Source organism: Pseudidiomarina salilacus (genome assembly GCF_047323925.1).
GTDB classification, from domain to species: domain Bacteria; phylum Pseudomonadota; class Gammaproteobacteria; order Enterobacterales; family Alteromonadaceae; genus Pseudidiomarina; species Pseudidiomarina salilacus.
Map to the genome: position 1 here is coordinate 314,105 of NZ_CP178752.1, position 21,518 is coordinate 335,622.

Consider the following 21,518-nt stretch of genomic DNA (forward strand, 5'->3'; position numbering starts at 1 on the left):
ACCTTTCGTTGTCGGGAAACCGCGGCATTTTACTAGCTAAAGTCCTGCGGGTCTACGTCCAACGACCAGCGTACTTTGCGTAATTCAGCCAGTGCTTCTAGCTTGGGCAACACATGCTGGAGCACTTGTTGCCGCAGGCCGCGTTGTTGACACTGTAACAGCAACTGATAGCGGTAGCGACCAGCGCGGCGCTCCATCACTGCTGGCATCGGTCCCAGCACGACTAAATCTGCATGTTGCGGGATTTGCGCGGCAATCATTTGCAAAGCTTGGAGGGCTTGCTGAGCATCATGGGCTTCGGCTAGAAACAATGCCAACTGGCCAAATGGCGGTAGTTGCGTCAGTTTGCGTTCTTGCAACAAGGAGCGTGCAAAAGCAGAGTAACCGTTGTGCACTAAGTCCTGCAGCAAATCATGTTCGGGGTGATGGGTTTGCAAAACCACTGTGCCCTGTTGACTGCCCCGCCCAGCGCGTCCGGCGACTTGGGTTATCAGCTGCCCGAGCCGTTCGGCGGCACGAAAATCCGCACTATATAAAGCACCATCAATATCCAGCAAGGCGACCAAGGTCACGTGCGGAAAATGGTGACCTTTGGCGATCATTTGCGTGCCGACCAGAATGGGGAATTTGTTTTCGGTGGCATCGGTCAGATGTTTCTGCAAACTGCCTTTACGCCGGGTGCTGTCGCGATCAATGCGCAGCACTGGATAGTCTGGAAACAGCTCGGCAAGGGTTTGCTCTAATTGCTCAGTACCGACCCCACGGCCGACCAGTTGGGTCGAACCACAATCGTGACATTGCAGCGGTAAGCGTTGTTGATCGCCGCAGTGATGGCACTGCAACATGTGCTGACGTTGGTGCACGGTGTAATACGCATCACAGCGCCGGCATTGCGCCAACCAGCCGCACTCGTGACACAGCAATGACGGTGCATAGCCGCGCCGATTCAAAAACACTAGCACTTGCTGACCGCGTTCTAGTTCTGTCCGCATACGGTCGATCAAGGTCACCGATAGCCCCGCTTTAAGCGGCATATTTTTGATATCCAGCACGGTTTGCCGAGCCGGTTTCGCTTGCCCAGCACGCTGGGTCAACTGCAAGTGCACATAACGTTGTTGCAGCGCATTGTTCAAAGTCTCAAGCGCTGGTGTCGCAGTTCCCAAAATAACCGGTACCTGTTCTTGCTGACCGCGCACCACCGCCAGATCACGCGCGTGATAGCGGAAACCATCTTGTTGTTTGAGCGAGTTGTCGTGCTCTTCATCGACAATGATCATGCCGAGTTTCGCGAAGGGGGTGAAGACTGCTGAACGGGTGCCGATGACAATGGCGGCGTTGCCATTTTTTGCATCAAGCCACGCATCGAGCCGCTCCCGATCGGTAAGGGCGCTATGCAACATCACGATCGGCACTTGGAAGCGCTGCTGAAAACGCCGCAGCGTTTGCGGTGTTAAGCCGATTTCCGGCACCATTACCAACACTTGCTTACCGCGGCGCAACACGTCTGCCATAGCTTGCAAATAGACTTCGGTCTTGCCGCTGCCGGTCACCCCTTCGAGCAAGTAAGTTTGTGGCTTGCGCGCTGCGCCGATGGCCGCCACTGCTAAGGCTTGCTCCGGATTCAACTGCAGAGGTTCGGCACCGATTGCAAATGCCCATTCACCATCACCCACCGGTTGATAGGTGAACACTTCAATAAGTTGTTTATCCTGCAAAGCCTTGAGTGCAGCAGCGGAAAATTCTTGTGCACTGATGTCACGGCGCAACAACACGCCTTTGCGCAGCGCCGCCAGCAGCCGCTGTTGTTGTGGCGCCCGCCGTAGTTCGTTGAGCTCACAACTAGCACCCTGCGCCGTCACGCGAAAGCCTTGGGTGGTTTGATAGTTGGCCGCTTCGCCTTGGCGCAATAACACCGGTAACGCATGGTGCAGCACTTCCCCTAACGGGTGCTGATAGTAGTCGGAGGCCCAATGCAGGAGTCGCCACAGAGCGGGAGTAAATACCGCTTCTGGGTCGATCACTTGTTGCACGGCTTTGCGTTTCACTTGCGGATCGGGTTGCTGCGCCACCCCCAAACACACACCCACCAACTGCCGGTTGCCAAAGGGTATTTTTACGCGTGCACCTATTTCGGGAGCACTGGCACAATCATAATCGAAAGCGCGGGCAAGCGGCACTGGCACCGCTACTTGAATAACGGTGCTGGCTGCAGCAGAATTGTCAGCGTGGTTCGATGGGCTTGGCATAACGGCTATTGTGCGGTGTGGCGCGACTTGGCGCAAGCGAGATCCAATGCTTGATCATTACTTTGCCTTCGGGTAGAATTCGCGCCCTATTTAATGACGATAAGTCGTAATTTTAACCACGTATGGTGTCCGGCAACAGATCGGATGGCGATGCGGCCTAACTGAGGTAACCCCTATGAAACCAGGTATTCATCCTAAGTACGAAGAAATGAAAGTTAGCTGCTCGTGTGGCAACACTTTCGTGACCCGTTCGACCAAAGGCGGCGAATTGCACCTTGACGTATGTTCAGAGTGTCACCCGTTCTACACTGGCCAACAACGCGTTGTTGACACTGGTGGTCGTATCGACAAATTCAACAAGCGTTTCAGCGTGTTGGGTAGCAAGAAGTCTTCGTAAAATACGACTTACTGCGAAAAATTCAAGAAAAGGCGCCAAAAGGCGCCTTTTTTTATGGCCATTGCCGCCCCAGACACTAGCTATATTGACTTTACCCCTGGTGTGTTTTTGTGCACCTTTACACTTATCTTGCTTTTACGTGACTGCAATCGGCACGCGTTCTATGAGGTAAGATTTGTTATTCCGTACCAAGCCTCTACAATGGCAGCTATTCACTTAATGAATGTTGACTATTGCGGTCACTTCTAGGCTACAAGGTACGTAACTTCATGGCAGATTTTCGCAAACAGGCACTCGACTATCACGCATACCCAACTCCCGGCAAAATTAGCATTGAGCTGACCAAGCCGGCTGAGACCAGCAAAGACTTAGCCCTTGCCTACAGTCCTGGGGTGGCGGAGCCGGTGCGCGCCATTGCCGAAAACCCCGACGACGTCTATCGCTATACCGCTAAGGGCAACTTGGTGGCAGTGATTTCCAACGGTACGGCTATCTTAGGCTTAGGCAATCTCGGCCCGATGGCATCGAAGCCCGTCATGGAAGGTAAAGCGCTATTGTTCAAGCGGTTTGCTGGACTCGATGCGATTGACATTGAAGTCACCCACCGCACCACCCAAGACTTTATCAACACGGTCGCCAACATCGCCGACAGCTTCGGCGGGGTGAACCTTGAAGATATCAAGGCACCCGAATGCTTCGAAATTGAAGAAGCCTTGGTCGAGCGTTGTGATGTGCCAATTTTTCACGATGACCAACACGGCACCGCGATTGTCACCGCCGCCGGTTTGCTAAACGCGCTGGAGATTCAAGGTAAAGAATTACGTAAATCGCAAATCGTTTGCTTAGGTGCGGGGGCAGCGGCGATTGCCTGTATGGAACTGCTGATCAAGTGCGGCGCGCAGCGTGAGCATATTTACATGCTCGATTCAAAAGGCGTGATTCACACTCGCCGGGATGATTTGAATCCGTATAAATCATTGTTTGCCAATAACACCGACAAACGCACGCTTGAAGACGTGATTACCGAAGCTGACGTATTTGTCGGTGTTTCCGGTCCGAATCTGTTGAGCCCTGAGGCGTTAAAGCTAATGGCGGACAAGCCCATTATCTTCGCCTGTTCAAATCCAGACCCCGAGATTAAACCAGAGCTTGCCCATGGCGTGCGCGACGATTTGATTATGGCAACTGGACGCTCTGATTATCCGAATCAGGTCAATAATGTATTGTGCTTCCCGTTTATTTTCCGGGGTGCGCTCGATGTTCGCGCGAAATCGATTAATGATGAAATGAAAATTGCCGCGGTTGAGGCGATTCGTCAGTTAGCCAAAGAGCCAGTACCAGAAGCGGTGTTGAAAGCAGCCGGTGTCGACAAACTTGAGTTCGGCGTCGATTACATCATCCCCAAACCGATTGACCCACGCTTGAAAACCCGAGTTTCAAAAGCAGTTGCTGAAGCTGCGGTCGCCTCGGGTGCCGCACGTATCGATTTACCAAAAAACTATATGAATGACTAAAATTTCAGCAAAAACTGACGATTATTCCTAGATAGTCGCTGATATTCATGTTCCTATGCTGGTTGGAATTACCAAGAATGGCATTTTCAATCAGCAACTTGGAATATGGATATGACTTTAGGTGACCTCCTCAAACAACACCGCGCTCAACAGCAATTGAGCCAAGCCGACCTCGCTGAAAAGATGGGGATCGAGCAATCTTATTTATCGAAACTTGAAGGTGATCGTTCGCTGCCTTCAGATGCTATCTTTGCCGCTTGGCTAAGCGCGCTCGAGCTTTCGGTGGATGACGTACTCACCCAGCTCGACAAGAGCTATCTACATGCCAAGCTCAGGCAACTCCCCGATGTGCATCAATGGTTACGTGAACATTCGGTGCAGCGCCAAGTGCATGCACGGCTGCGCACTTACATAGCGGTGTTCTTTATCGCCATTGCCGTGCCATTGTTTTATCTCGGTCAGCAAGCCTTGGTGTTTGATGACAGCGTTTATGAATACAACTCACCGGGGCTGGTCATGCCTGGCGAGCGACCGGACATTTTTTATGCATGGCACCGCTTGAGTTTCCCCACCCAGGATGAAAAGAACGCTTTTGCCAACGAGATGATCAAGCGCGAGGACCGAAAAATCCAATTACTCCGCCACTATCGCGGTGAGCAGTTCAATGAACCGATTGAGAATGCCCCGAATGACGGTTTTACGCGAACCTATTACCTGAAAAAGACGTTCGCTGAGCCACGCTGGCAGAACACTTTAATGCAAGCACTTGGACTCTTTTTCGGAGTGTTTGGGCTGGTGGCTTTGTTGCTTGAGCTCAAACGCAATAAAAATTAATACTTATGCTTGTTTTGTGAATTTCTATTCACTATAATTCAGTTGTTTTTAAGCCAACAACTGATCGGAAATGACGAAGCAAGAAACCATACAATGCGCTGTATTTGGAGCAAGTGGCTATAGTGGCGTTGAGCTTTTATGGTTATTGCATAATCACCCAACTTTTTCGTTGGCCTATGCATTTGGCTCTAGCGCACGTGAAGCAGAATCAATTAGCGCCCTGTATCCGCAGTTACAAGGGCGTTGTGATGTTCTTCTGCAGCCTTGGCACTCGGACCTGTTGCCGCAACTCGCACAACAGGTTCGAGTGGCTTTTTTGGCGCTGCCCCACGAAGCCAGCGCGGAACTTGCCCCCTTACTCGTGGCGCAAGGTATTGTGGTATTCGATCTATCCGGCGCTTTTCGACTGAAGAATCCTGCCGTACATCAAGAAGCTTATGGCTTTGCCCAGCCCAAGTTGTCACAAGCTGTGCCTTATGGTTTAGCCGAATTTTCGCAATTGAATGGTCATGAGCCGTTAATCGCCGTGCCGGGTTGCTACCCCACCGCAGCAGCACTAGCGATACGCCCCATTCGTCAATTACTCAGTGATAACTGTGTACCGATCGTCAATGCCGTGAGTGGCGTTTCTGGCGCGGGACGCAAAGCACAGCCGCACACCAGTTTCTGCGAAGTCAGCCTACAGGCCTACGGTATTGCAAGCCATCGGCATCAGCCAGAAATCGCCCAGTCCGTCGGGCGCGAGGTGTTATTTGTGCCCCACCTTGGCAATTTCAAGCGCGGTATTTTAGCGACCATTTATTTGCACCTGAAAGACGAGGTGCGCACCAGCGCTATTGAAGATAGCTACGCCGCCTGTTATGCCGATCAACCACTGGTGCGCATGGTGCAAAAGCCACCGAGCATTCAGCAAGTGGCCGGCACACCCTTTTGCGATATTTACTATAAACAGCATCAACAACAGCTGATTGTCTGTGTGGCCATCGATAACCTACTCAAAGGGGCGGCGGCGCAGGCACTACAACTGGCCAACCAATATTTTAGTCTGCCCAGCACCACTGGTTTGCTGCAGCTGGGAGCGGTGCTATGAGTACGCCGCTGGTGGTTAAAGTGGGCGGTCGAGTACTTACCGATACGCAATCACTGCAGCAATTAATGCACACCGTGCAACGCTTGGCGGCGCTGCGGCCATTGGTGCTGGTGCATGGTGGTGGCGATCAAGTGCAAGCTTTGCTCACCCAATTAGGCGAAAGCTCAAGCAAAACCGCCGGACAACGGGTGACGCCAGCAGTCCATATTCCAATTGTGGCAGGCGTGCTTGCTGGCGATATCAATAGTCAATTGTGCTGCTTAGCACAAACCCTCGGCTTACGGGCAGTTGGCCTGACCCTGCAGGCTGGTGGCACCGCCGTGTGCACCATTGATACGGCGCGTGGTGCGGTGGGTATTCCGCAGCCCGGCGATAGCCGTTTGCTGCAACTGCTGCTCGATCAAGATTATTTACCCATTGTCAGCTCACTCGGAGCCAGCGCTGACGGTCAACGCCTTAACGTTAACGCTGATCTTGCCGCTGCGGTGGTTGCCCAAGTACTCGGCGCTGACTTGATTCTCCTCACTGACGTGCCCGGCATTCTCGATGCCAACGGCACGCTTATCGAACACATTAGTGCCGCTGATGCGCCCCAGCTGATCGCCGACCAAGTCGTGCGGGACGGCATGGTGGTGAAGCTTGAAGCAGCGCTACTGGCAGCCCGAACATCGCGACGAAGCATCGCGGTGGCCGGTTGGCAAGACGCCAACGCGCTGACCCGATTGGCAAAGGGTGAAGCTGCCGGTACCCGCATTCGTAACTAATTCGCCGAGTCGTTCCTGACTTCAGGATTCGCAATTTATTTAATTTGGAAAGAACCCATGCATGATTTATTAACGATGCGCTCACTTGATAGCGCACAGGTTGCCCACTTATTAGATTTGGCGCAGACCATTAAGCAGCGGCCTAGCGCGTGGCAGCATTATTTACAAGGCAAGAGTATCGCGTTGGTATTTGAGAAGCCGTCGTTGCGCACCCGCGCTAGCTTCGCCGCTGGCATTAACCGCTTGGGCGGCCATAGTATTTATTTGGAGGCTGCGAACCTAATGGGTGAACGTGAGCCCGCCAGCGATGTCGGTGCCAACCTTGCGCTATGGCACGATGCTATTGTCGCTCGTGTCTATTCGCAAGCAACGCTCGATGAACTTGCTGCCGCATCGGGTAAGCCGGTCATCAATGCGTTAAGCGATGAGTGTCATCCGTGCCAAGCTTTGGCTGACCTGCTCACGCTTAAAGAGCAACTCGGCGACCTAAGCAAAGTCACTTTGACCTATATCGGCGACGGCGCCAACGTTTGCCACGCGCTGATGGCGGCCGCCGCCGCCGCGGGTATGACCCTGCAAGTTGTGACGCCAGAAGGCTATGAACCCCGCGCTGATTTGCTGGCCCAAGCACAACAAGTTGCCGCTGCTAATGGCGGTAGTGTGACCCTGCATCACGATTTCAAACAGTTGCAACAATCTGATGCTATTTATACCGATACTTGGTTCTCGATGGGGCAACAACGCGACACCAATCAGGTCATGCATGACTTCGCACCGTTTCAGGTGAATCAAGATTTAATGCAGCAGTTGGGTGCTAAGTACTTTATGCACTGCTTGCCAGCCTATCGTGGCCGTGAAGTCACTGCCGAAGTCATTGATGGCCCGCAGTCCTTGGTGCTGCATCAAGCCGAAAACCGTTTACACGCACAAAATGCCGTTTTAGTTGAATTAATTGCTGGAGTGACCGCATGAGCACGCAAAAATCTGTAAAAAAAGTTGTTTTGGCCTACTCAGGTGGTCTTGATACTTCGGCGATTGTGCCGTGGTTAAAAGAAAACTATGACTGCGAAGTGGTCGCTTTTGTCGCTGATGTAGGCCAAGGCGACGAAGAGCTCGCGGGAGTTGAAGAAAAAGCCATCGCTTCTGGCGCAAGTAGCTGCCATATCGTTGACTTAAAAGAGAAATTCGTCAATGAAGTGATCTTTCCAACGTTGAAAACTGGTGCGATCTACGAAGGTCAGTACCTACTCGGTACCGCCCTAGCGCGGCCGATCATTGCCGAAGCGCAAGTCGCGGTAGCTCGGGCAGTAGGGGCCGATGCCCTTGCCCACGGTTGTACCGGTAAAGGCAACGACCAAGTCCGTTTCGAGTCAGCCTTCGCCGCGCTGGCGCCCGACTTGCATGTGATTGCGCCGTGGCGTGAGTGGAGTATGCGCAGTCGCCCGCAGCTATTGGCCTATTTGGCCGAGCGCAACATTCCTTGCAGTGCATCGGCAACCAAAATCTATAGCCGTGATGCGAACTTATGGCACATTTCTACCGAGGGTGGTGAGCTAGAAGATCCATGGAATGCACCTACAGCACAGGTATGGACTTGGACCGCAGAACCTGAAGCTGCGCCGAACACCCCAGAATATCTAACCTTGTCATTTAAGCAGGGCGAATGGGTGGCACTCGATGGTGAGGCGATTGAGCCGGTCAGCGCTATCGAAGCGCTCAACAAAGTAGCAGGCGCTCATGGCGTTGGCCGGTTGGACATGGTGGAAAACCGCTTGGTCGGGATGAAATCTCGGGGCTGCTACGAAACTCCTGCGGGTGCGGTGTTGTTCGCTGCGCTACAGGGACTCGAGAGTCTGGTACTGGATCGCACCACGCAAGATTATCGCATCCGTTTAGGCAACGAGTTTGCCCAGCTGCTCTATGATGGGCGCTGGTTTACGCCGCTGCGCGAAGTCATGCTCGCGGCAGCACACAAGTTGGCCGAACCGCTGACCGGTGACATCGTGGTCAAGCTCTATAAAGGCCAAGTTACGGTGACCCAAAAACGTTCACCGAACAGCCTGTATTCCAATGCCTTTGCTACCTTTGACGAAGACGAAGTCTATAATCAACAGCATGCGGAAGGTTTTATCCGGCTGTACAGTCTCGCAGCGCGGATCCGCGCTCTCCATCAGCAATCCGATGAGGCATCGTCATGAGTTTATGGGGTGGACGCTTCAGCGCACCTAGTGCTGCTGAGTTCAAACAGTTTAACGATTCGTTGCGCTTCGATTACGTGCTTGCGCCGTTTGATATTCAAGCGTCGCAAGCATGGGCGAAGAGCTTGCAACAGGCGGGACTACTCACCAGCGCTGAGCAACAGCAGTTGCATGACGCCTTGGGCGACTTGCTGAAGGCTGTCCAAGCGCATCCAGAGCTGCCGCTCAGTAGTGACGCTGAAGACATTCATAGTTGGGTCGAAGCCCAGCTGATCGACAAAATCGGTGCCACCGCCAAGCGGCTGCATACCGGACGCAGCCGCAACGATTTGGTCGCCACCGACCTGCGCTTGTTTTGTAAGGCAACCTGCGAACAGCTCATTAATGCCAACCTCGCGGCCATTCAGCAGTTGATGCTGTTTGCGGAGCGCTACCAAACAGCGCCGTTGCCTGGCTATACCCATTTGCAACGGGCGCAACCGATCATGGCAGGGCATTGGGCACTGGCTTATGTGCAGATGCTACAACGCGACGTCAGTCGGTTGAAAGAAATGCGTAAGCGCGCCGATGTGTGCCCACTCGGTAGCGGTGCACTGGCCGGCACCACAGCTGCTATCGACCGCGAAGCATTAGCTCACGAACTGGGCTTCCGCTATGCCAGCGAAAATAGTCTCGATGGCGTTTCAGACCGTGATTTCGCGTTGGATATATTGCACTGCGCGGCGACCGGCATGCTGCACTTGTCGCGCATTGCCGAAGACGTGATCTTCTATTGCTCTGGTGAGTCGGGTTGTTTTGCCATGAGTGACCGGATTAGTAGCGGCTCGTCACTGATGCCGCAGAAAAAGAACCCAGATTTGTTCGAATTATTACGCGGTAAAGCGGGACGTGTTTTGGGCCACCAACATGCCCTACAAACCACGTTGAAAGGCTTGCCACTGGCCTACAACAAAGACATGCAAGAAGACAAAGAAGGTCTGTTTGATGCCCTGCAAACTTATCAACAGTGCTTGCAGATGCTGGCTTTTGCCATGCCAGAACTCAGCGTCAACGAGGCCCATGCCAAGCAACAAGCCCAATTGGGTTACAGCAACGCCACCGAGTTTGCCGACTACCTGGTCAGCAAAGGCATGCCGTTCCGCGACGCCCACCATGTTACCGGTCAAGCCGTGCTCTTCGCCCAGCAGCAAGGGCAGCCCCTCGAAGATCTCGATATCGACACGTTACGTGGCTTTTCTGACTTAATCGAGCCAGATGTCTACGCGTTCCTCGAACTTGATTACGGACTAGAGCAACGTCGCGCAATCGGCGGTACCGCGCCAAGTGCGATTAAAACCGCATTAAAACATGCCAACGATTGGTTGCATGCCGCAGAGGCCGCCAGCAAACACGTGCGGCAAGCACGCTTGAGCGACGCCGATAAGATCTGTGAATTGATTGCTTACTGGGCGGCGCAAGGCGAAAACTTGCCGCGCGATAAAGCCGATGTGTTGCAAGCGATCCAGAGCTTTGCGGTAGCGGAAATTGACGATGAGGTGGTAGGTTGTGCCGCACTTTACGTGTACAGCACCGGCTTAGCAGAAATTCGCAGTCTGGGTTTGTTCCCGCAGGCGCAAGGTAAAGGCATGGGGGCTGAATTAGTGGCGTTTTTGCTATGGAAAGCCCGTGAACTGGGGATTACGCGAACCATCGTCCTGACCCGCGTACCCGAATTTTTTGGCAAGCTTAACTTCCGCCTGACGGTCAAAGATAAGCTGCCAGAAAAAGTCATGAAAGACTGCGAATTGTGTCCACGCAAAGATAACTGCGACGAAACCGCGCTCGAGTATCTGCTCTAGGTTACTCGAGCTCGTCGTCGGCTGGAATCGGCAAACCGCGGCGTTTTAATTCGTCGCGCACCGATGCTGGAATTTTGTGTGGATTGTCTTTACGCAAGTCGTCGTCTTCCGGCAGCGGTTGCCCAGTGAAGGCATGTAAAAACGCCTCGCAGAGCAATTCGCTGTTGGTGGCATGACGTAAATTCTTGACTTGCCGACGGGTGCGCTCGTCGGTCAGCACTTTCAGTACACGGGTAGGAATTGAGACGGTAATCTTCTTTACCTTCTCACTTTTTTGTCCGTGTTCTACATACGGATAGATATACTCGCCATCCCACTCCATTTTGCGCCCCTGCTGTTGTTATTGTGTACACCAGTGAATTGTACCGTGCAAAAACATTCCGTCAACTTTATACGCTTAGCTGTCTATACGGCTTAATTCTGCTAACCTTGGGTCAAGACGCTTTATTGCACAGTTCGCTCACCGTATAATCGCAACTTTTATACTTTGATACTCGCATACTGGAGAACGCAGACGCATCATGACTTTAGAGGTTTCAACCGCACAAATCGAAGCCGTTGCCGAACAGGTACAGGTTCACAAATTCGGGGGTAGCAGCCTCGCTGATGCCTATTGCTATCGTCGCGTTGCCCGCATCGTTACGGAGTATGCCGGAGCTAGTGATTTAGTCGTAGTGTCTGCCGCTGGCGATACCACCAACCGTATTTTGGCGATCATTGACGCCAAAGAAGAAGGCGATGAAACTGACGACTTCGGTATGGCTGAAGTGTTGTTGAAACAGCTAGAAAAGTATCAACAGGGCTTGATTACTGAGTTACTAAGCGGTGAAATCTTCACAAGCGTCATGGAGGCTTCCAAACAGGACTTCAGCCGCTGGTGGAACTGGTTAGCCGGTGGTGAAGAGATCAAAAATCGCCCAGAGTTACTTTCCTATGGTGAGTTATGGTCGGCACGCCTATTGGCCGCCTTGCTGCAACAACAAGGCATTCGTGCTGACTACATCGATGCGCGTAGCTTCTTAGTCGCGGATGACGCACCGGAGCCCTTGATTCGCGTTGAGGTCTCACGTGAAGGTTTGTTGAATCGCATCGCCCCGCATGCTGGCACCCGCTTTATTGTCACCGGTTTTATTTGTAGCGACCCCGGCGGACGCTCATTGATTCTCGGCCGCAACGGTAGCGACTATTCTGCCACCTTGGTCGGCAGCCTGATTGACTCCAAGCAAGTCACGATTTGGAAAGACGTCGCCGGCGTTTATTCTGCCGATCCACGTAAAGTTGAGCGCGTCGTCAGCTTACCGATTCTCGATTGGCGCGAGGCCGAAGAACTCGCCCGTTTGGGCAGCCCCGTGTTGCACCCACGCACCTTTCAACCGGTGAATCGTGACCGCATGGTGATTGCCGTACGCTCAAGCCTAAAAGTCGAGAACCAACAAACTCGCATCGGCCAATACGAAGACACCGAACCCACCGGTAAAGTGCTTACTGCGCTTGCCGACGTTGTTTTGTTCCGCGTCGACTTGCGCGATGCCAAGCTCATTGAAGCCTTTGAAGAGCTGGATTTGACACCGCTGATTAGCTGGAACGAAATTGCCCAGCATCAGGCCTACTATGCCTATCACCAAAACCATCAAGATTACATGACGGGCTGGTTGGAGCAGGTCGATAGCAAAAATAACGCTAGCCAACTGACCGGGTATGCGATGTTGGCGTTGGTCGGCAATCGTATCCAAGAAACTGAACAGTTCGGTGTGTTTAAACAAGAAGTTAGCGAACAGGCCCTACGGCGCTTGGCATTGACGCCTGACAATAACGCGGTGGTCGCGATTCTTGAACAGAAGCTCGACAATCGCCTACTGAACCGTATTCACAGTCAGTTGTTTAATCACCGCCGTAGCCTTGGCGTACTGGTGGTCGGCCGCGGTAATATCGGTAGCGCTTGGCTGTCGCTGTATCGCCGCTTGCGTGAACGCATCAACGAGCAAATGGATGTACGCATTATCGGTATTCTCAACTCGACGCAGATGTGGCTCGACTACAACGGCCTTGATTTGACCGACTGGCAAGATCAATTTGAACGTTTGGCGCGCCCCTACGAAATGAGTCAGCTGATCCCTGAATTGCCGAACGCGCCATATGATGAGCTGGTGATGCTCGATTTGACCGATGCCATCGCGGTGGCACAGTTGTATCCGAGCTTTTTCGCGAACGGTTTGCACATCATTAGTGCCAACAAGCGCGCCGGCGCGTCGAACGAGAGCCAATACAGCGAAATTCGCACGATTCAGCAAGAGTATCAGCGTGAGTGGTATTACAACACCACCGTGGGTGCTGGCTTGCCACTGAATTATGCGCTCAATGACCTGCGCAATTCAGGTGACACCATTCGCAGCATTTCCGGTATTTTCTCGGGCACCATGTCGTGGTTGTTCGAGAACTTTAATAGCGACGTGAAATTTAGCGATCTGGTGCGTGACGCCAAACAACGCGGTTTAACAGAGCCGGATCCGCGCGAAGATTTGTCCTGCCAAGACATTATTCGCAAGCTGTTGATACTCGCCCGTGAGATTGGTTTGCGCTTGGACTGGAAAGATATCGATGTCGACAGCCTGCTGCCCGAACACCTTGCGGAAATCCCGCTCGAAGAGTTTATGCAGCGCTTACCAGAACTCGATGACGGTATGCAAGATCTCTACGCAGATGCGCAAAAGACCGCTAAAGTACCGCGCTTACTCGCCAGCTTCGCAGTGCAGGATGACGACAGCGTACGGGCGCGGGTCGGCATTGAATACATTCCTGAGGGCGACATGTTGGCGAACTTGATTCCAGGCGAGAATATTTTCGTGATTTATACCGATTGGTATCACGAGATGCCGTTGGTGATCAGTGGTCCAGGTGCCGGTAAAGAAGTCACCGCTGGCGGCGTGCAGTCAGATTTGAACCAACTGCTAAGCCGCCTCGCAAAAGCCAAATAAAGGTTTAGAAAATCGAGTCGTCATCACCGAACACGGTTGTTGACGACTTGTCATCAACGTATTCTTTTGGCGCCGTACCCGGCAAGAAATACTCGAAACGTGTGGTGTAGTCATTGGCTCGGCTCAACTTGCCGGTTGCCAGATCGATGCGCGCCATAACAAGGCCCGGAGGCACTTCGAATGGCTCGGCTGCGACTTGTGAAATCGCTCCCTCCATAAACTCAATCCACATTGGCAGGGCCGTTTTCGCACCGGCTTCGGTGCCACTGATCGCTTGTTCTGAACTATCAAGATTACTGTTCATAGTGGTGCTACCAAGGGCACGTTCGAGATTATCGAAACCGACCCAGCCAGTGGTCACGAGTCCCGATACATAGCCCGAGAACCAGGTATCTTTAACATCATTGGTGGTACCTGTCTTACCGACGATGTTGCGACCGGCTTTGTCGATGATGGCATCCGAGCGTTGGATGCGCCACGCAGTCCCATTCCAACCGGTTTTGTGTGCCCAACTACCGCCGCCCCACACCGCTGAATTCATCGCTTGCGTCACCAAGAAGGCATTTTGTTCAGAGATTACCTGCGGTGCTTGCACCACATCACGATGTTCTGGCTCACATTCAATGCAGGCAACTTTCGGACGGGCGGTGTAGATCTCGGCATCGTTGTCATCAACAATACGTTCAATGAAATAAGGTTCGACTAAGTAGCCGCCGTTGGCAAAAACTGCATAGCCACGCGCAACTTCAAGTGGTGTCATCGACGACGAACCCAGCGATAAGGATTCATTGCGCGGTAACTCGTCGTAATCAAAACCAAACTTGGTCAAATGCTGCACCACAGTTTCGATCCCCATTGCACGGAGCAGGCGCACCGATACCACGTTTTTCGATTTCGCTAGGGCTTGGCGCACACGTATCGGGCCATCGTAAACATCAGGCGAGTTGCGCGGCCGCCAAGCAATACCACTGCCTGGGTTCCACTGGTTGATGGGTGCGTCATTCACTAAGGTCGCCAGCGTGAAGCCATTATCCAACGCCGCCGAATAGATGAAGGGCTTAATATTCGAACCCACTTGTCGCTCAGCCTGCACTGCGCGGTTGTACTGACTCACCTTAAAGCTGTAACCGCCCACTGCAGCGGCGATACCGCCGTCGTTTGGACGCAGTGCAACGACCGCCGCGCTTGGTTCTGGAATCTGCGCAAGGCGCCACCCGTTGTCCGTTTCACGCACGCGTACCACAGCACCTACGGTAAAAATGTCAGCAACAGTACTTGGCGCATTACCCTGGCGTTCTGGGTTTATGTAAGGTCGCGCCCAGGCCATTCCGGCCCACGGCAAGGTTGCCTCGGTGCCGTCTGCAAATAACAACTGCGCCTCTTGCTCGGTGGTGGCAAGCACCACTGCCGGCAACGTCAAACCAATGCGCTCAAAGTTCTCCAATTGTTCGAGCAGTTCTTCACGCGCTGGCATGCTGTCGTTCTCGGCTTGCCAGAGTTGTGCTTCAACACCACGGAAACCATGCCGCTCATCATAATTGTGGAGATTGTGCTGGACCGCTTTTTGCGCCGCCCGTTGCTGTTGTGCGCTCGCTGTCACATAAACTTTAAGGCCACTGTTATAAGCCGTTTCTTCGCCATAACGCGCGACCATTTCGGCGCGGACCATTTCAGCAAGATAAGGCGCGCTCATGGTCACTTCTGCACCGTGCAGGCGGGTGCGAATCGGTTCTGCTAGAGCAGTCTGATAGTCAGCTTCGGTAATTTTATCTTCGGCCAGCATCCGCCCGAGTACCACCGCACGACGCTCTTCAGCACGTGTTGGGTTGGAAATCGGGTTCATGGTTGACGGTGCTTTGGGTAAGCCGGCAATCATTGCCATCTGAGCCAGCGTTAAATCCTGCAGCTCTTTTCCGTAATACACTTGGGCGGCAGCGCCGACACCATGCGCGCGATGCCCGAAAGTGATTTTGTTCAGATACAACTCAAGAATTTCATCTTTTTCGAGTTCACTTTCGAGCCGCAAGGCAATAAATGCCTCTTTTATTTTTCGCGTCCACGTTTGCTCAAAAGTAAGGTAGAAATTTCGGGCCAACTGTTGCGTTATAGTACTACCACCGCCTTGAATTTCACCGGTGACAACTAAGTCAACAAACGCACGCATCACGCCAATAGGGTCGATGCCCCAATGCTGATAAAAACGCTGGTCTTCGGTCGCTAAGAACGCGTCAATTAAGGGCTGCGGCACATCCTCGAGGGCTACCGGAATACGCCGAATTTCACCGAATTGCGCGATCAATTCACCATCGCTTGAGTAGACTTGCATCGGGGTTTGCAAGCGCACATCGCGCAATTCAGCCACGCTTGGTAGTTCATCTTCGAAGTACCAATACATGCTAGCAACTGTAATTCCCCCTAGAACAATTGCTATAAATAGGCTATACATTAACCACTTCAGGATTTTCACAAAATTTATCCTTTTTTGGATCTGGTGCTATCTTGTAAACAAATAGTTAGGAATTGCTATAGACTGCGTCTTATTATAAAGCGATACGTAAAGATTCCTACGCGTTAACATTGTCTGCTAGACTCTTTGCGTAAATCTTACACTATGACGTGCGCAGCATGTGGCAACTAAGAACAATAAATTATAAGCCATTTTCAATTCCCATCGGGAGAACATTATGGGGCTGTTTGGTCTAGGTAAAAAGCCTGGTCTAGGCATCGATATCGGAACAGACGCAATCAAGGCAATCGAACTCGTAGCCCAAGGGGAGACGTATGAGATTGTGCGCGCAGCTGAAACCCAGTTGCCCAAGAATCTGATTACCGACGATGAAATTACCGACATAGAGAAACTCGCTCGTGCGCTCAAGCAGACGCGCAAGTCTTTAAGTGCACGTGCTATCGATATTGTTGGCTCGGTCTCTGGGAGCCAAGCGATTTCCAAACAAATCGCGGTAGGCATCGACCTCGATGACGAAGCCATCTCAGAAAAAATTGAGACTGAAGCTGAAGCGCTAATTCCTTTCCCCTTAGCTGAAGTTCGTTACGATTTCGAAAGTCTTGGCGAACATCCGACCATGCCCGGCCAACAGCGTGTGCTGGTGACCGCAACGCGGACCATGAGTGTCGACACACGGGTACAAGCACTCGAAGAAGCCGGCTTCAAAGTGCGGATCATGGATGTTGATAACCAAGCCATTCTACGCACCTGCGACCATGTCATGCCGCATCTCTACCCTGATCTGTATGACAACAAGCTGCCTTTGTTAGTTCTCGATATTAGCAGCGCCGCGGTACAAACCATTGTGATTGGTGGCGGCGAAGTGCTGTTTACCCGTTATCAAAGTGGTGGGCTTGGGCAATTATTCAGCGCGCTAGATGATGAAGGTAAAATTGACCACGGCGAATTATTTGCCAAGCTACGCTCCGATGAGGTCGATGAGTTCTCGCCTTTGTTAGTGCAAGATTTTTTGGGCAACTTATGGGCCAAAGTCAGTCGCGGCATCCAAATTTATCGCAGTAACTCACCGAAAAAAGATTTTGCGGGTGTGCTTCTTATCAATAGTGGCGCTATGCTGCCTATGGTCGCACAAGCCATGAGTGAACAAGTCGACTATCCAGTGATTAGCTTAAACCCGTTCGAGCACTTCCCATTGCCGGACAAATACTCTCATTTACAGTCACATGGACCGCGCTTTGTTGAGGCCCTTGGGCTCGCGTTACGGAGTTTTACACCATGGCACACGTAAACCTGCTCCCATGGCGTGACATCGCACGTCAACGCGCCAAACAAGCCTTTGGCATCAAAGCCTTTATCGCACTGGCGATTGCGGCTGGATTGCTGTTTGCAGCCTACACCGTGGTGCAAGACTATCAACAAGAACAACGGGCGCGAAATCAGTACCTAGAGGCGCAAATCGCCATACTAGACGAGCAAATCGCTGAGATTCAGGAAATTAATAAGAAGAAAGACGAAATTATTAATCGTATGGAACTCATTCAGTCGCTGCATCGCGACCGCAACACGGCGATTCGGATGCTCAACGAGCTATCTGAGCTAACGCCCGATGGTGTGCATATTTTGACCCTGGAAAAACGTGGCAATGTCTTGAACATGCGCGGCCGCAGTGTTTCCAATAATCGCGTATCAGAGTTTTTACGAGCGATGAGTACCTCGGAGGTGTTCCGTAACCCGATGCTACGTGAAATTGAGAACGACGCGGAAGGTGAAGCTGGCCCGACTGAATACAGTGCTTTCAGTCTCAGTGTACAACTCTGGCAGCCGGCTGAAGAAATGACTGATGATGAAGCTGCAGGAGGTGGCGCATGAACCTTCGCGAATTAGATATTAATGAAATTCCATTTTGGCCTGCACCCTTCCGCTTTGGTGCACTGATTTTGCTCATTGTCGTGTGTGTCGGCTTAGGCTACCACTTCTTGCTTGCCGATGAATGGGCTGCCTACAAGCGCGAGCAAGCCAAAGAAACCCAATTAAAGCAAGATTACCAAATTAAATACCAATCGGCGGTCAATTTGCCGGTTTATCGCGAGCAATTCGAACAACTCAATGAAGATCTTGAAGTCTTGTTAGACATGTTGCCGAATGACGATGAAACGGCTCGTTTACTTGATGATATTACCTTGGTAGGCACCCGCAGCGGACTGGACTTCGATCGCATTGAATGGCTACCGTCACAGCCGCGTGAATTCTACACCGCATTACCGATGCGATTTGATTTGCAAGGCGGTTATCATCAAATCGGTCAATTTATTGGACAAATCGCTGGTTTACATCGGATTATCAGCGTTAAAGATTTCACCTTAGAACGCGAAGACTTAACCTCAGAATTGCGCTTGAATGTGACCGCTGAGACCTATCGGCAACAAACCTTGAGGGCAGAACCATGAGTTATCGTGTCACCCTCTCAATCGCTGCTGCATTCTTGTTGATTGGCTGCGGACAAAGCGGTAACCAAGATCTGGTTGCCTACACCGAACGAGTGCGCGCCGAATCTGTACCTAGTGTACCACCGTTGCCCTCACTGCCAGAACTCGCGCGTGTTGAGTACACTGGTACTAATTATCGGAATCCGTTCGAACCGGCGCGCCTCAACGCACCAGAGCCGGGTCAGAATACGCCAGGATGTCCACAACCGAACCTCGAGCGCCCGCGCACCGAGCTAGAGTCGCTAGGGCTTGATCAGTTCACGCTGGTCGGCACCATGCAAACCAGAGCGGATGGCCAAGTTGCGTTGCTTAGCACCAACCAGGGGCGACTGTATCGCGTCGCGATGGGCGCCTACATCGGGCTCAATCTTGGACAAGTTTCACAAATTAACCCAGATTTCATAATGATAACTGAATGGGTTCCAGCCGGTGATGGTTGTTGGCAACAACGCGAAACCGCACTGCGCCTACCGGGTACACAAGGGAGTTCAGATCTATGACGTACGCTATTCGTTTCATCATGCTCGCGCTGCTGCTGCCAGTGATGGCCAGCGCAAATGAGCTAGTACGTATCGAACAAATTCCGTTGGCAAATGATCGCTTCAACCTTGAGGTGCATTTCGCTGAAGCGGTGCAAGCGCCCGTGGTGCGACGTAGTGACAACCCGTTGGTGCACGAATTCTTGTTGCTCGGTACTGCCAATGACCTCAGTAACGGTGTGCAAAACCTTGCTGATCACCCGTTACTGCGTGATGTGGAGCTGCGCCAGCAACGCGAGGATACCTTGCTGCGCGTGACCACCACAAAGCCATTAGAGCACCTGATGAGCCGCTATGAGGGCGTAATGGTCTTAGTGTTTGTCGATTCCGGTAAAGAGCAGACCTACGCAGATACAGCGGCAGATCCTGCACCTGTGACCACGACTGAGCCAGAAGCTGAAAGCACTGAACCTGAAACGGCGGCCGTTACCGAGGCGCCAGAGCAATCAACAGCGCCGCAGCAGCCTGCTGTCGTTACCACCAGCGCTAGCACTAACAGCGATCTACCAAGTGTTACTGATATCGATTTTACCCGCTTGCCTGAAGACGTTGCCTTATTACGCGTCAACCTAAGCGACGATAGTATTGATCACGAAGCGCGTGTGCGTGGTAACCGTTTAGAACTCACCTTGTACGACACAGATATTGATGACGACCTGCTGTATGTGCTTGATGTGAGTCAATTTGCCACCCCTATCGCCCATATTGAGACCTTCCGTGAAGGCGCCGATGCGGTGATCACTATTACCGGTAAAGGGCCATTCCAGCATCAACTCGAACAAATTGACGGACACTTAAACTTGAAGTTTTCGGAACCGGTTGAAGTGGTAGAAAATGACGGTTCGCAACGTCCTATCTCACTCAATTTCCAAGACGTTCCGGTGCGTCAGTTGCTGCAAATTTTGGCCAACGAGAACAATTTGAACTTAGTGGCGAGTGAATCTGTCACCGGCAACATTACCCTGCGCCTTGAGAATGTGCCTTGGCAGCGCGCCCTGAATACGATTTTGCGCGTAAAAGGTTTATCGAGCCGCATGGATAGCAATATTCTGATTGTTGCGCCTTCTGAAGAGTTAGCTGAGCGCGAAGCGCAGGAGCTAGAAGCTAAGCAACGCCTATCACAGCTGGCACCGCTTGAGAGTGCTTACATTCAGATCAATTACGCAAAAGCTGCTGATATTGCTGCTATTTTGCGCACCGAAAGCTCTGATTTATTATCGGAGCGCGGCGCGGTTACCGTTGATGAACGTACCAACACATTGCTGGTCCGCGACACACCACGCCAAATTGAAGAAGTCGAATCGATGGTGAAAACCCTCGATGTGGCGGTCAAGCAAGTGGTGATTGAAGCACGCATGGTCACTGTGCGTGACAACATCAGCGATGAGCTCGGTATCAACTGGGGCCTGACCAATCCGAATATCGATGGTCCTGACCTGTGGGGCTCAGATACTGAGACCGGTGGTGACTTCAACGTGAATTTACCGGTGACCAACCCAGGCGCAACCATTGGCTTCCAAATCGCCAAGTTGGCAGACGGTCGCTTGCTTGACCTTGAACTCTCGGCAATTGAACGGGAGAACAAAGGTGAAGTGATTGCTAGTCCGCGCATCACGACAGCGAACCAGAAAAAAGCCTATATTGAACAAGGTACGGAAATTCCGTACGTAGAGAGCGCATCTTCTGGTGCGACTTCAGTACAGTTTAAAAAGGCCGTATTGGGACTCGAAGTGACACCGCAAATCACACCTGATAACCGCGTCATTATGGATTTGGTGATCACCCAGAATACCCGTGGTGAAACGGTGCAAACACCGACGGGTCCTGCAGTTTCTATCGATACGCAAGAAATCGGTACACAAGTGCTGGTCGAAAACGGTGAAACCATTGTGCTAGGTGGTATCTACCAGCAGCAAATTCTCAATGACATCACTAAAGTGCCAGTGCTTGGCGATATTCCATACGTGGGCGTATTGTTCCGCAACGACAGTCAAATTCATGAAAAACGTGAATTATTGATTTTCGTAACGCCACGAATTGTAATGTCGACGCCTTAGTCCTTGCCTAAATGGCTGTGACTTGCGATAATCCCGCCTCTTTTTGGTTGGGTTAAGGAAGGTCTAAAGACACTCCGGATTCCGTGAGTCACAGCTGTTAACGAGTGATGTAA

17 protein-coding genes are annotated in these 21,518 nt (G+C 52.1%); 14 read left to right on the top strand and 3 right to left on the bottom strand.

Annotated elements, in window-relative coordinates; genetic code table 11:
* Window positions 1-32: 32 nt before the first annotated feature.
* A complete protein-coding gene (priA, locus tag ACJ8W9_RS11010; protein ID WP_411361090.1) occupies window positions 33-2,246 on the bottom strand; it encodes a primosomal protein N' in 2,214 nt (737 codons plus the stop codon).
* 175 nt (window positions 2,247-2,421) lie between these two features.
* Between priA and rpmE the strand changes: the two genes are divergently transcribed.
* The 8 genes from rpmE (at window position 2,422) to argH (ending at window position 10,881) form a co-directional block, all read left to right on the top strand.
* Complete coding sequence (gene rpmE / locus ACJ8W9_RS11015) at window positions 2,422-2,643, top strand: 50S ribosomal protein L31 (protein ID WP_034730455.1); 222 nt, start codon at window positions 2,422-2,424, stop codon at window positions 2,641-2,643.
* Window positions 2,644-2,912: 269 nt separating this feature from the next.
* On the top strand, window positions 2,913-4,157 hold the full coding sequence (locus ACJ8W9_RS11020; protein ID WP_411359390.1) for a malic enzyme-like NAD(P)-binding protein: 1,245 nt from the start codon (window positions 2,913-2,915) through the stop codon (window positions 4,155-4,157).
* A gap of 111 nt (window positions 4,158-4,268) precedes the next feature.
* Entirely contained in the window at window positions 4,269-4,991 is a 723-nt protein-coding gene (locus ACJ8W9_RS11025) for a helix-turn-helix domain-containing protein (RefSeq protein ID WP_411361091.1), read from the top strand.
* 70 nt (window positions 4,992-5,061) lie between these two features.
* Window positions 5,062-6,081 carry an N-acetyl-gamma-glutamyl-phosphate reductase gene (gene argC / locus ACJ8W9_RS11030; protein WP_411361092.1) on the top strand — a complete coding sequence of 340 codons (1,020 nt, stop codon included), beginning with the start codon at window positions 5,062-5,064 and terminating at the stop codon, window positions 6,079-6,081.
* Complete coding sequence (argB, locus tag ACJ8W9_RS11035; RefSeq protein ID WP_411359387.1) at window positions 6,078-6,845, top strand: acetylglutamate kinase; 768 nt, start codon at window positions 6,078-6,080, stop codon at window positions 6,843-6,845. The genes argC and argB overlap by 4 nt, the downstream gene beginning before the upstream one ends.
* A 57-nt stretch (window positions 6,846-6,902) precedes the next feature.
* The gene (gene argF / locus ACJ8W9_RS11040; RefSeq protein WP_034730449.1) at window positions 6,903-7,817 is read left to right on the top strand and encodes an ornithine carbamoyltransferase; all 915 of its coding nucleotides are present in this window, start codon (window positions 6,903-6,905) and stop codon (window positions 7,815-7,817) included.
* A complete protein-coding gene (locus ACJ8W9_RS11045; protein ID WP_411361093.1) occupies window positions 7,814-9,043 on the top strand; it encodes an argininosuccinate synthase in 1,230 nt (409 codons plus the stop codon). Before argF ends, ACJ8W9_RS11045 begins: the two co-directional genes overlap by 4 nt.
* Window positions 9,040-10,881, top strand: coding sequence for an argininosuccinate lyase (argH, locus tag ACJ8W9_RS11050; RefSeq protein WP_411361094.1), 1,842 nt, complete (start codon window positions 9,040-9,042; stop codon window positions 10,879-10,881). Before ACJ8W9_RS11045 ends, argH begins: the two co-directional genes overlap by 4 nt.
* 1 nt (window position 10,882) lies before the next feature.
* Here the strand turns inward: argH and metJ are convergent, their stop codons facing one another.
* Window positions 10,883-11,203: a met regulon transcriptional regulator MetJ gene (gene metJ, locus ACJ8W9_RS11055; protein ID WP_034730445.1), complete on the bottom strand. Its 321-nt coding sequence runs from the start codon at window positions 11,201-11,203 to the stop codon at window positions 10,883-10,885.
* A gap of 199 nt (window positions 11,204-11,402) precedes the next feature.
* Here metJ and metL point away from each other — a divergent pair, with 199 nt between their 5' ends.
* Window positions 11,403-13,856 (top strand): bifunctional aspartate kinase/homoserine dehydrogenase II, encoded by a 2,454-nt coding sequence (gene metL / locus ACJ8W9_RS11060; RefSeq protein ID WP_411361095.1) that lies wholly within the window; start codon window positions 11,403-11,405, stop codon window positions 13,854-13,856.
* Between the two features lie 4 nt (window positions 13,857-13,860).
* Here metL and ACJ8W9_RS11065 read toward each other — a convergent pair whose 3' ends face one another.
* Window positions 13,861-16,323 carry a penicillin-binding protein 1A gene (locus ACJ8W9_RS11065; RefSeq protein ID WP_411361096.1) on the bottom strand — a complete coding sequence of 821 codons (2,463 nt, stop codon included), beginning with the start codon at window positions 16,321-16,323 and terminating at the stop codon, window positions 13,861-13,863.
* Between the two features lie 217 nt (window positions 16,324-16,540).
* Here ACJ8W9_RS11065 and pilM point away from each other — a divergent pair, with 217 nt between their 5' ends.
* Genes pilM through ACJ8W9_RS11090 form a run of 5 tightly spaced genes read left to right on the top strand, consistent with a single transcriptional unit; the run spans window position 16,541 to window position 21,405 of the window.
* Window positions 16,541-17,611, top strand: a complete 1,071-nt coding sequence (gene pilM, locus ACJ8W9_RS11070; RefSeq protein WP_411359382.1) for a type IV pilus biogenesis protein PilM — start codon at window positions 16,541-16,543, stop codon at window positions 17,609-17,611.
* Window positions 17,599-18,192: a PilN domain-containing protein gene (locus tag ACJ8W9_RS11075; protein WP_411359381.1), complete on the top strand. Its 594-nt coding sequence runs from the start codon at window positions 17,599-17,601 to the stop codon at window positions 18,190-18,192. Before pilM ends, ACJ8W9_RS11075 begins: the two co-directional genes overlap by 13 nt.
* Window positions 18,189-18,770 carry a type 4a pilus biogenesis protein PilO gene (locus ACJ8W9_RS11080; protein ID WP_411359380.1) on the top strand — a complete coding sequence of 194 codons (582 nt, stop codon included), beginning with the start codon at window positions 18,189-18,191 and terminating at the stop codon, window positions 18,768-18,770. The genes ACJ8W9_RS11075 and ACJ8W9_RS11080 overlap by 4 nt, the downstream gene beginning before the upstream one ends.
* Complete coding sequence (locus ACJ8W9_RS11085; protein ID WP_411361097.1) at window positions 18,767-19,309, top strand: pilus assembly protein PilP; 543 nt, start codon at window positions 18,767-18,769, stop codon at window positions 19,307-19,309. The genes ACJ8W9_RS11080 and ACJ8W9_RS11085 overlap by 4 nt, the downstream gene beginning before the upstream one ends.
* The gene (locus ACJ8W9_RS11090; RefSeq protein ID WP_411359378.1) at window positions 19,306-21,405 is read left to right on the top strand and encodes a type IV pilus secretin PilQ; all 2,100 of its coding nucleotides are present in this window, start codon (window positions 19,306-19,308) and stop codon (window positions 21,403-21,405) included. Before ACJ8W9_RS11085 ends, ACJ8W9_RS11090 begins: the two co-directional genes overlap by 4 nt.
* Window positions 21,406-21,518 lie beyond the last annotated feature (113 nt).

What these genes read in the sequence shown, in the direction of transcription:
- ACJ8W9_RS11085 (WP_411361097.1), top strand. Translation starts at nt 18,767, where the DNA reads ATGAGTTATCGTGTCACCCTCTCAATCGCTGCTGCATTCTTGTTGATT.
- ACJ8W9_RS11045 (WP_411361093.1), top strand. Translation starts at nt 7,814, where the DNA reads ATGAGCACGCAAAAATCTGTAAAAAAAGTTGTTTTGGCCTACTCAGGT.
- argF (WP_034730449.1), top strand. Translation starts at nt 6,903, where the DNA reads ATGCATGATTTATTAACGATGCGCTCACTTGATAGCGCACAGGTTGCC.
- ACJ8W9_RS11080 (WP_411359380.1), top strand. Translation starts at nt 18,189, where the DNA reads ATGAACCTTCGCGAATTAGATATTAATGAAATTCCATTTTGGCCTGCA.
- ACJ8W9_RS11025 (WP_411361091.1), top strand. Translation starts at nt 4,269, where the DNA reads ATGACTTTAGGTGACCTCCTCAAACAACACCGCGCTCAACAGCAATTG.
- priA (WP_411361090.1), bottom strand. Translation starts at nt 2,246, where the DNA reads ATGCCAAGCCCATCGAACCACGCTGACAATTCTGCTGCAGCCAGCACC.
- ACJ8W9_RS11020 (WP_411359390.1), top strand. Translation starts at nt 2,913, where the DNA reads ATGGCAGATTTTCGCAAACAGGCACTCGACTATCACGCATACCCAACT.
- argB (WP_411359387.1), top strand. Translation starts at nt 6,078, where the DNA reads ATGAGTACGCCGCTGGTGGTTAAAGTGGGCGGTCGAGTACTTACCGAT.
- argH (WP_411361094.1), top strand. Translation starts at nt 9,040, where the DNA reads ATGAGTTTATGGGGTGGACGCTTCAGCGCACCTAGTGCTGCTGAGTTC.
- argC (WP_411361092.1), top strand. Translation starts at nt 5,062, where the DNA reads ATGACGAAGCAAGAAACCATACAATGCGCTGTATTTGGAGCAAGTGGC.
- pilM (WP_411359382.1), top strand. Translation starts at nt 16,541, where the DNA reads ATGGGGCTGTTTGGTCTAGGTAAAAAGCCTGGTCTAGGCATCGATATC.
- metL (WP_411361095.1), top strand. Translation starts at nt 11,403, where the DNA reads ATGACTTTAGAGGTTTCAACCGCACAAATCGAAGCCGTTGCCGAACAG.
- metJ (WP_034730445.1), bottom strand. Translation starts at nt 11,203, where the DNA reads ATGGAGTGGGATGGCGAGTATATCTATCCGTATGTAGAACACGGACAA.
- ACJ8W9_RS11075 (WP_411359381.1), top strand. Translation starts at nt 17,599, where the DNA reads ATGGCACACGTAAACCTGCTCCCATGGCGTGACATCGCACGTCAACGC.
- ACJ8W9_RS11090 (WP_411359378.1), top strand. Translation starts at nt 19,306, where the DNA reads ATGACGTACGCTATTCGTTTCATCATGCTCGCGCTGCTGCTGCCAGTG.
- rpmE (WP_034730455.1), top strand. Translation starts at nt 2,422, where the DNA reads ATGAAACCAGGTATTCATCCTAAGTACGAAGAAATGAAAGTTAGCTGC.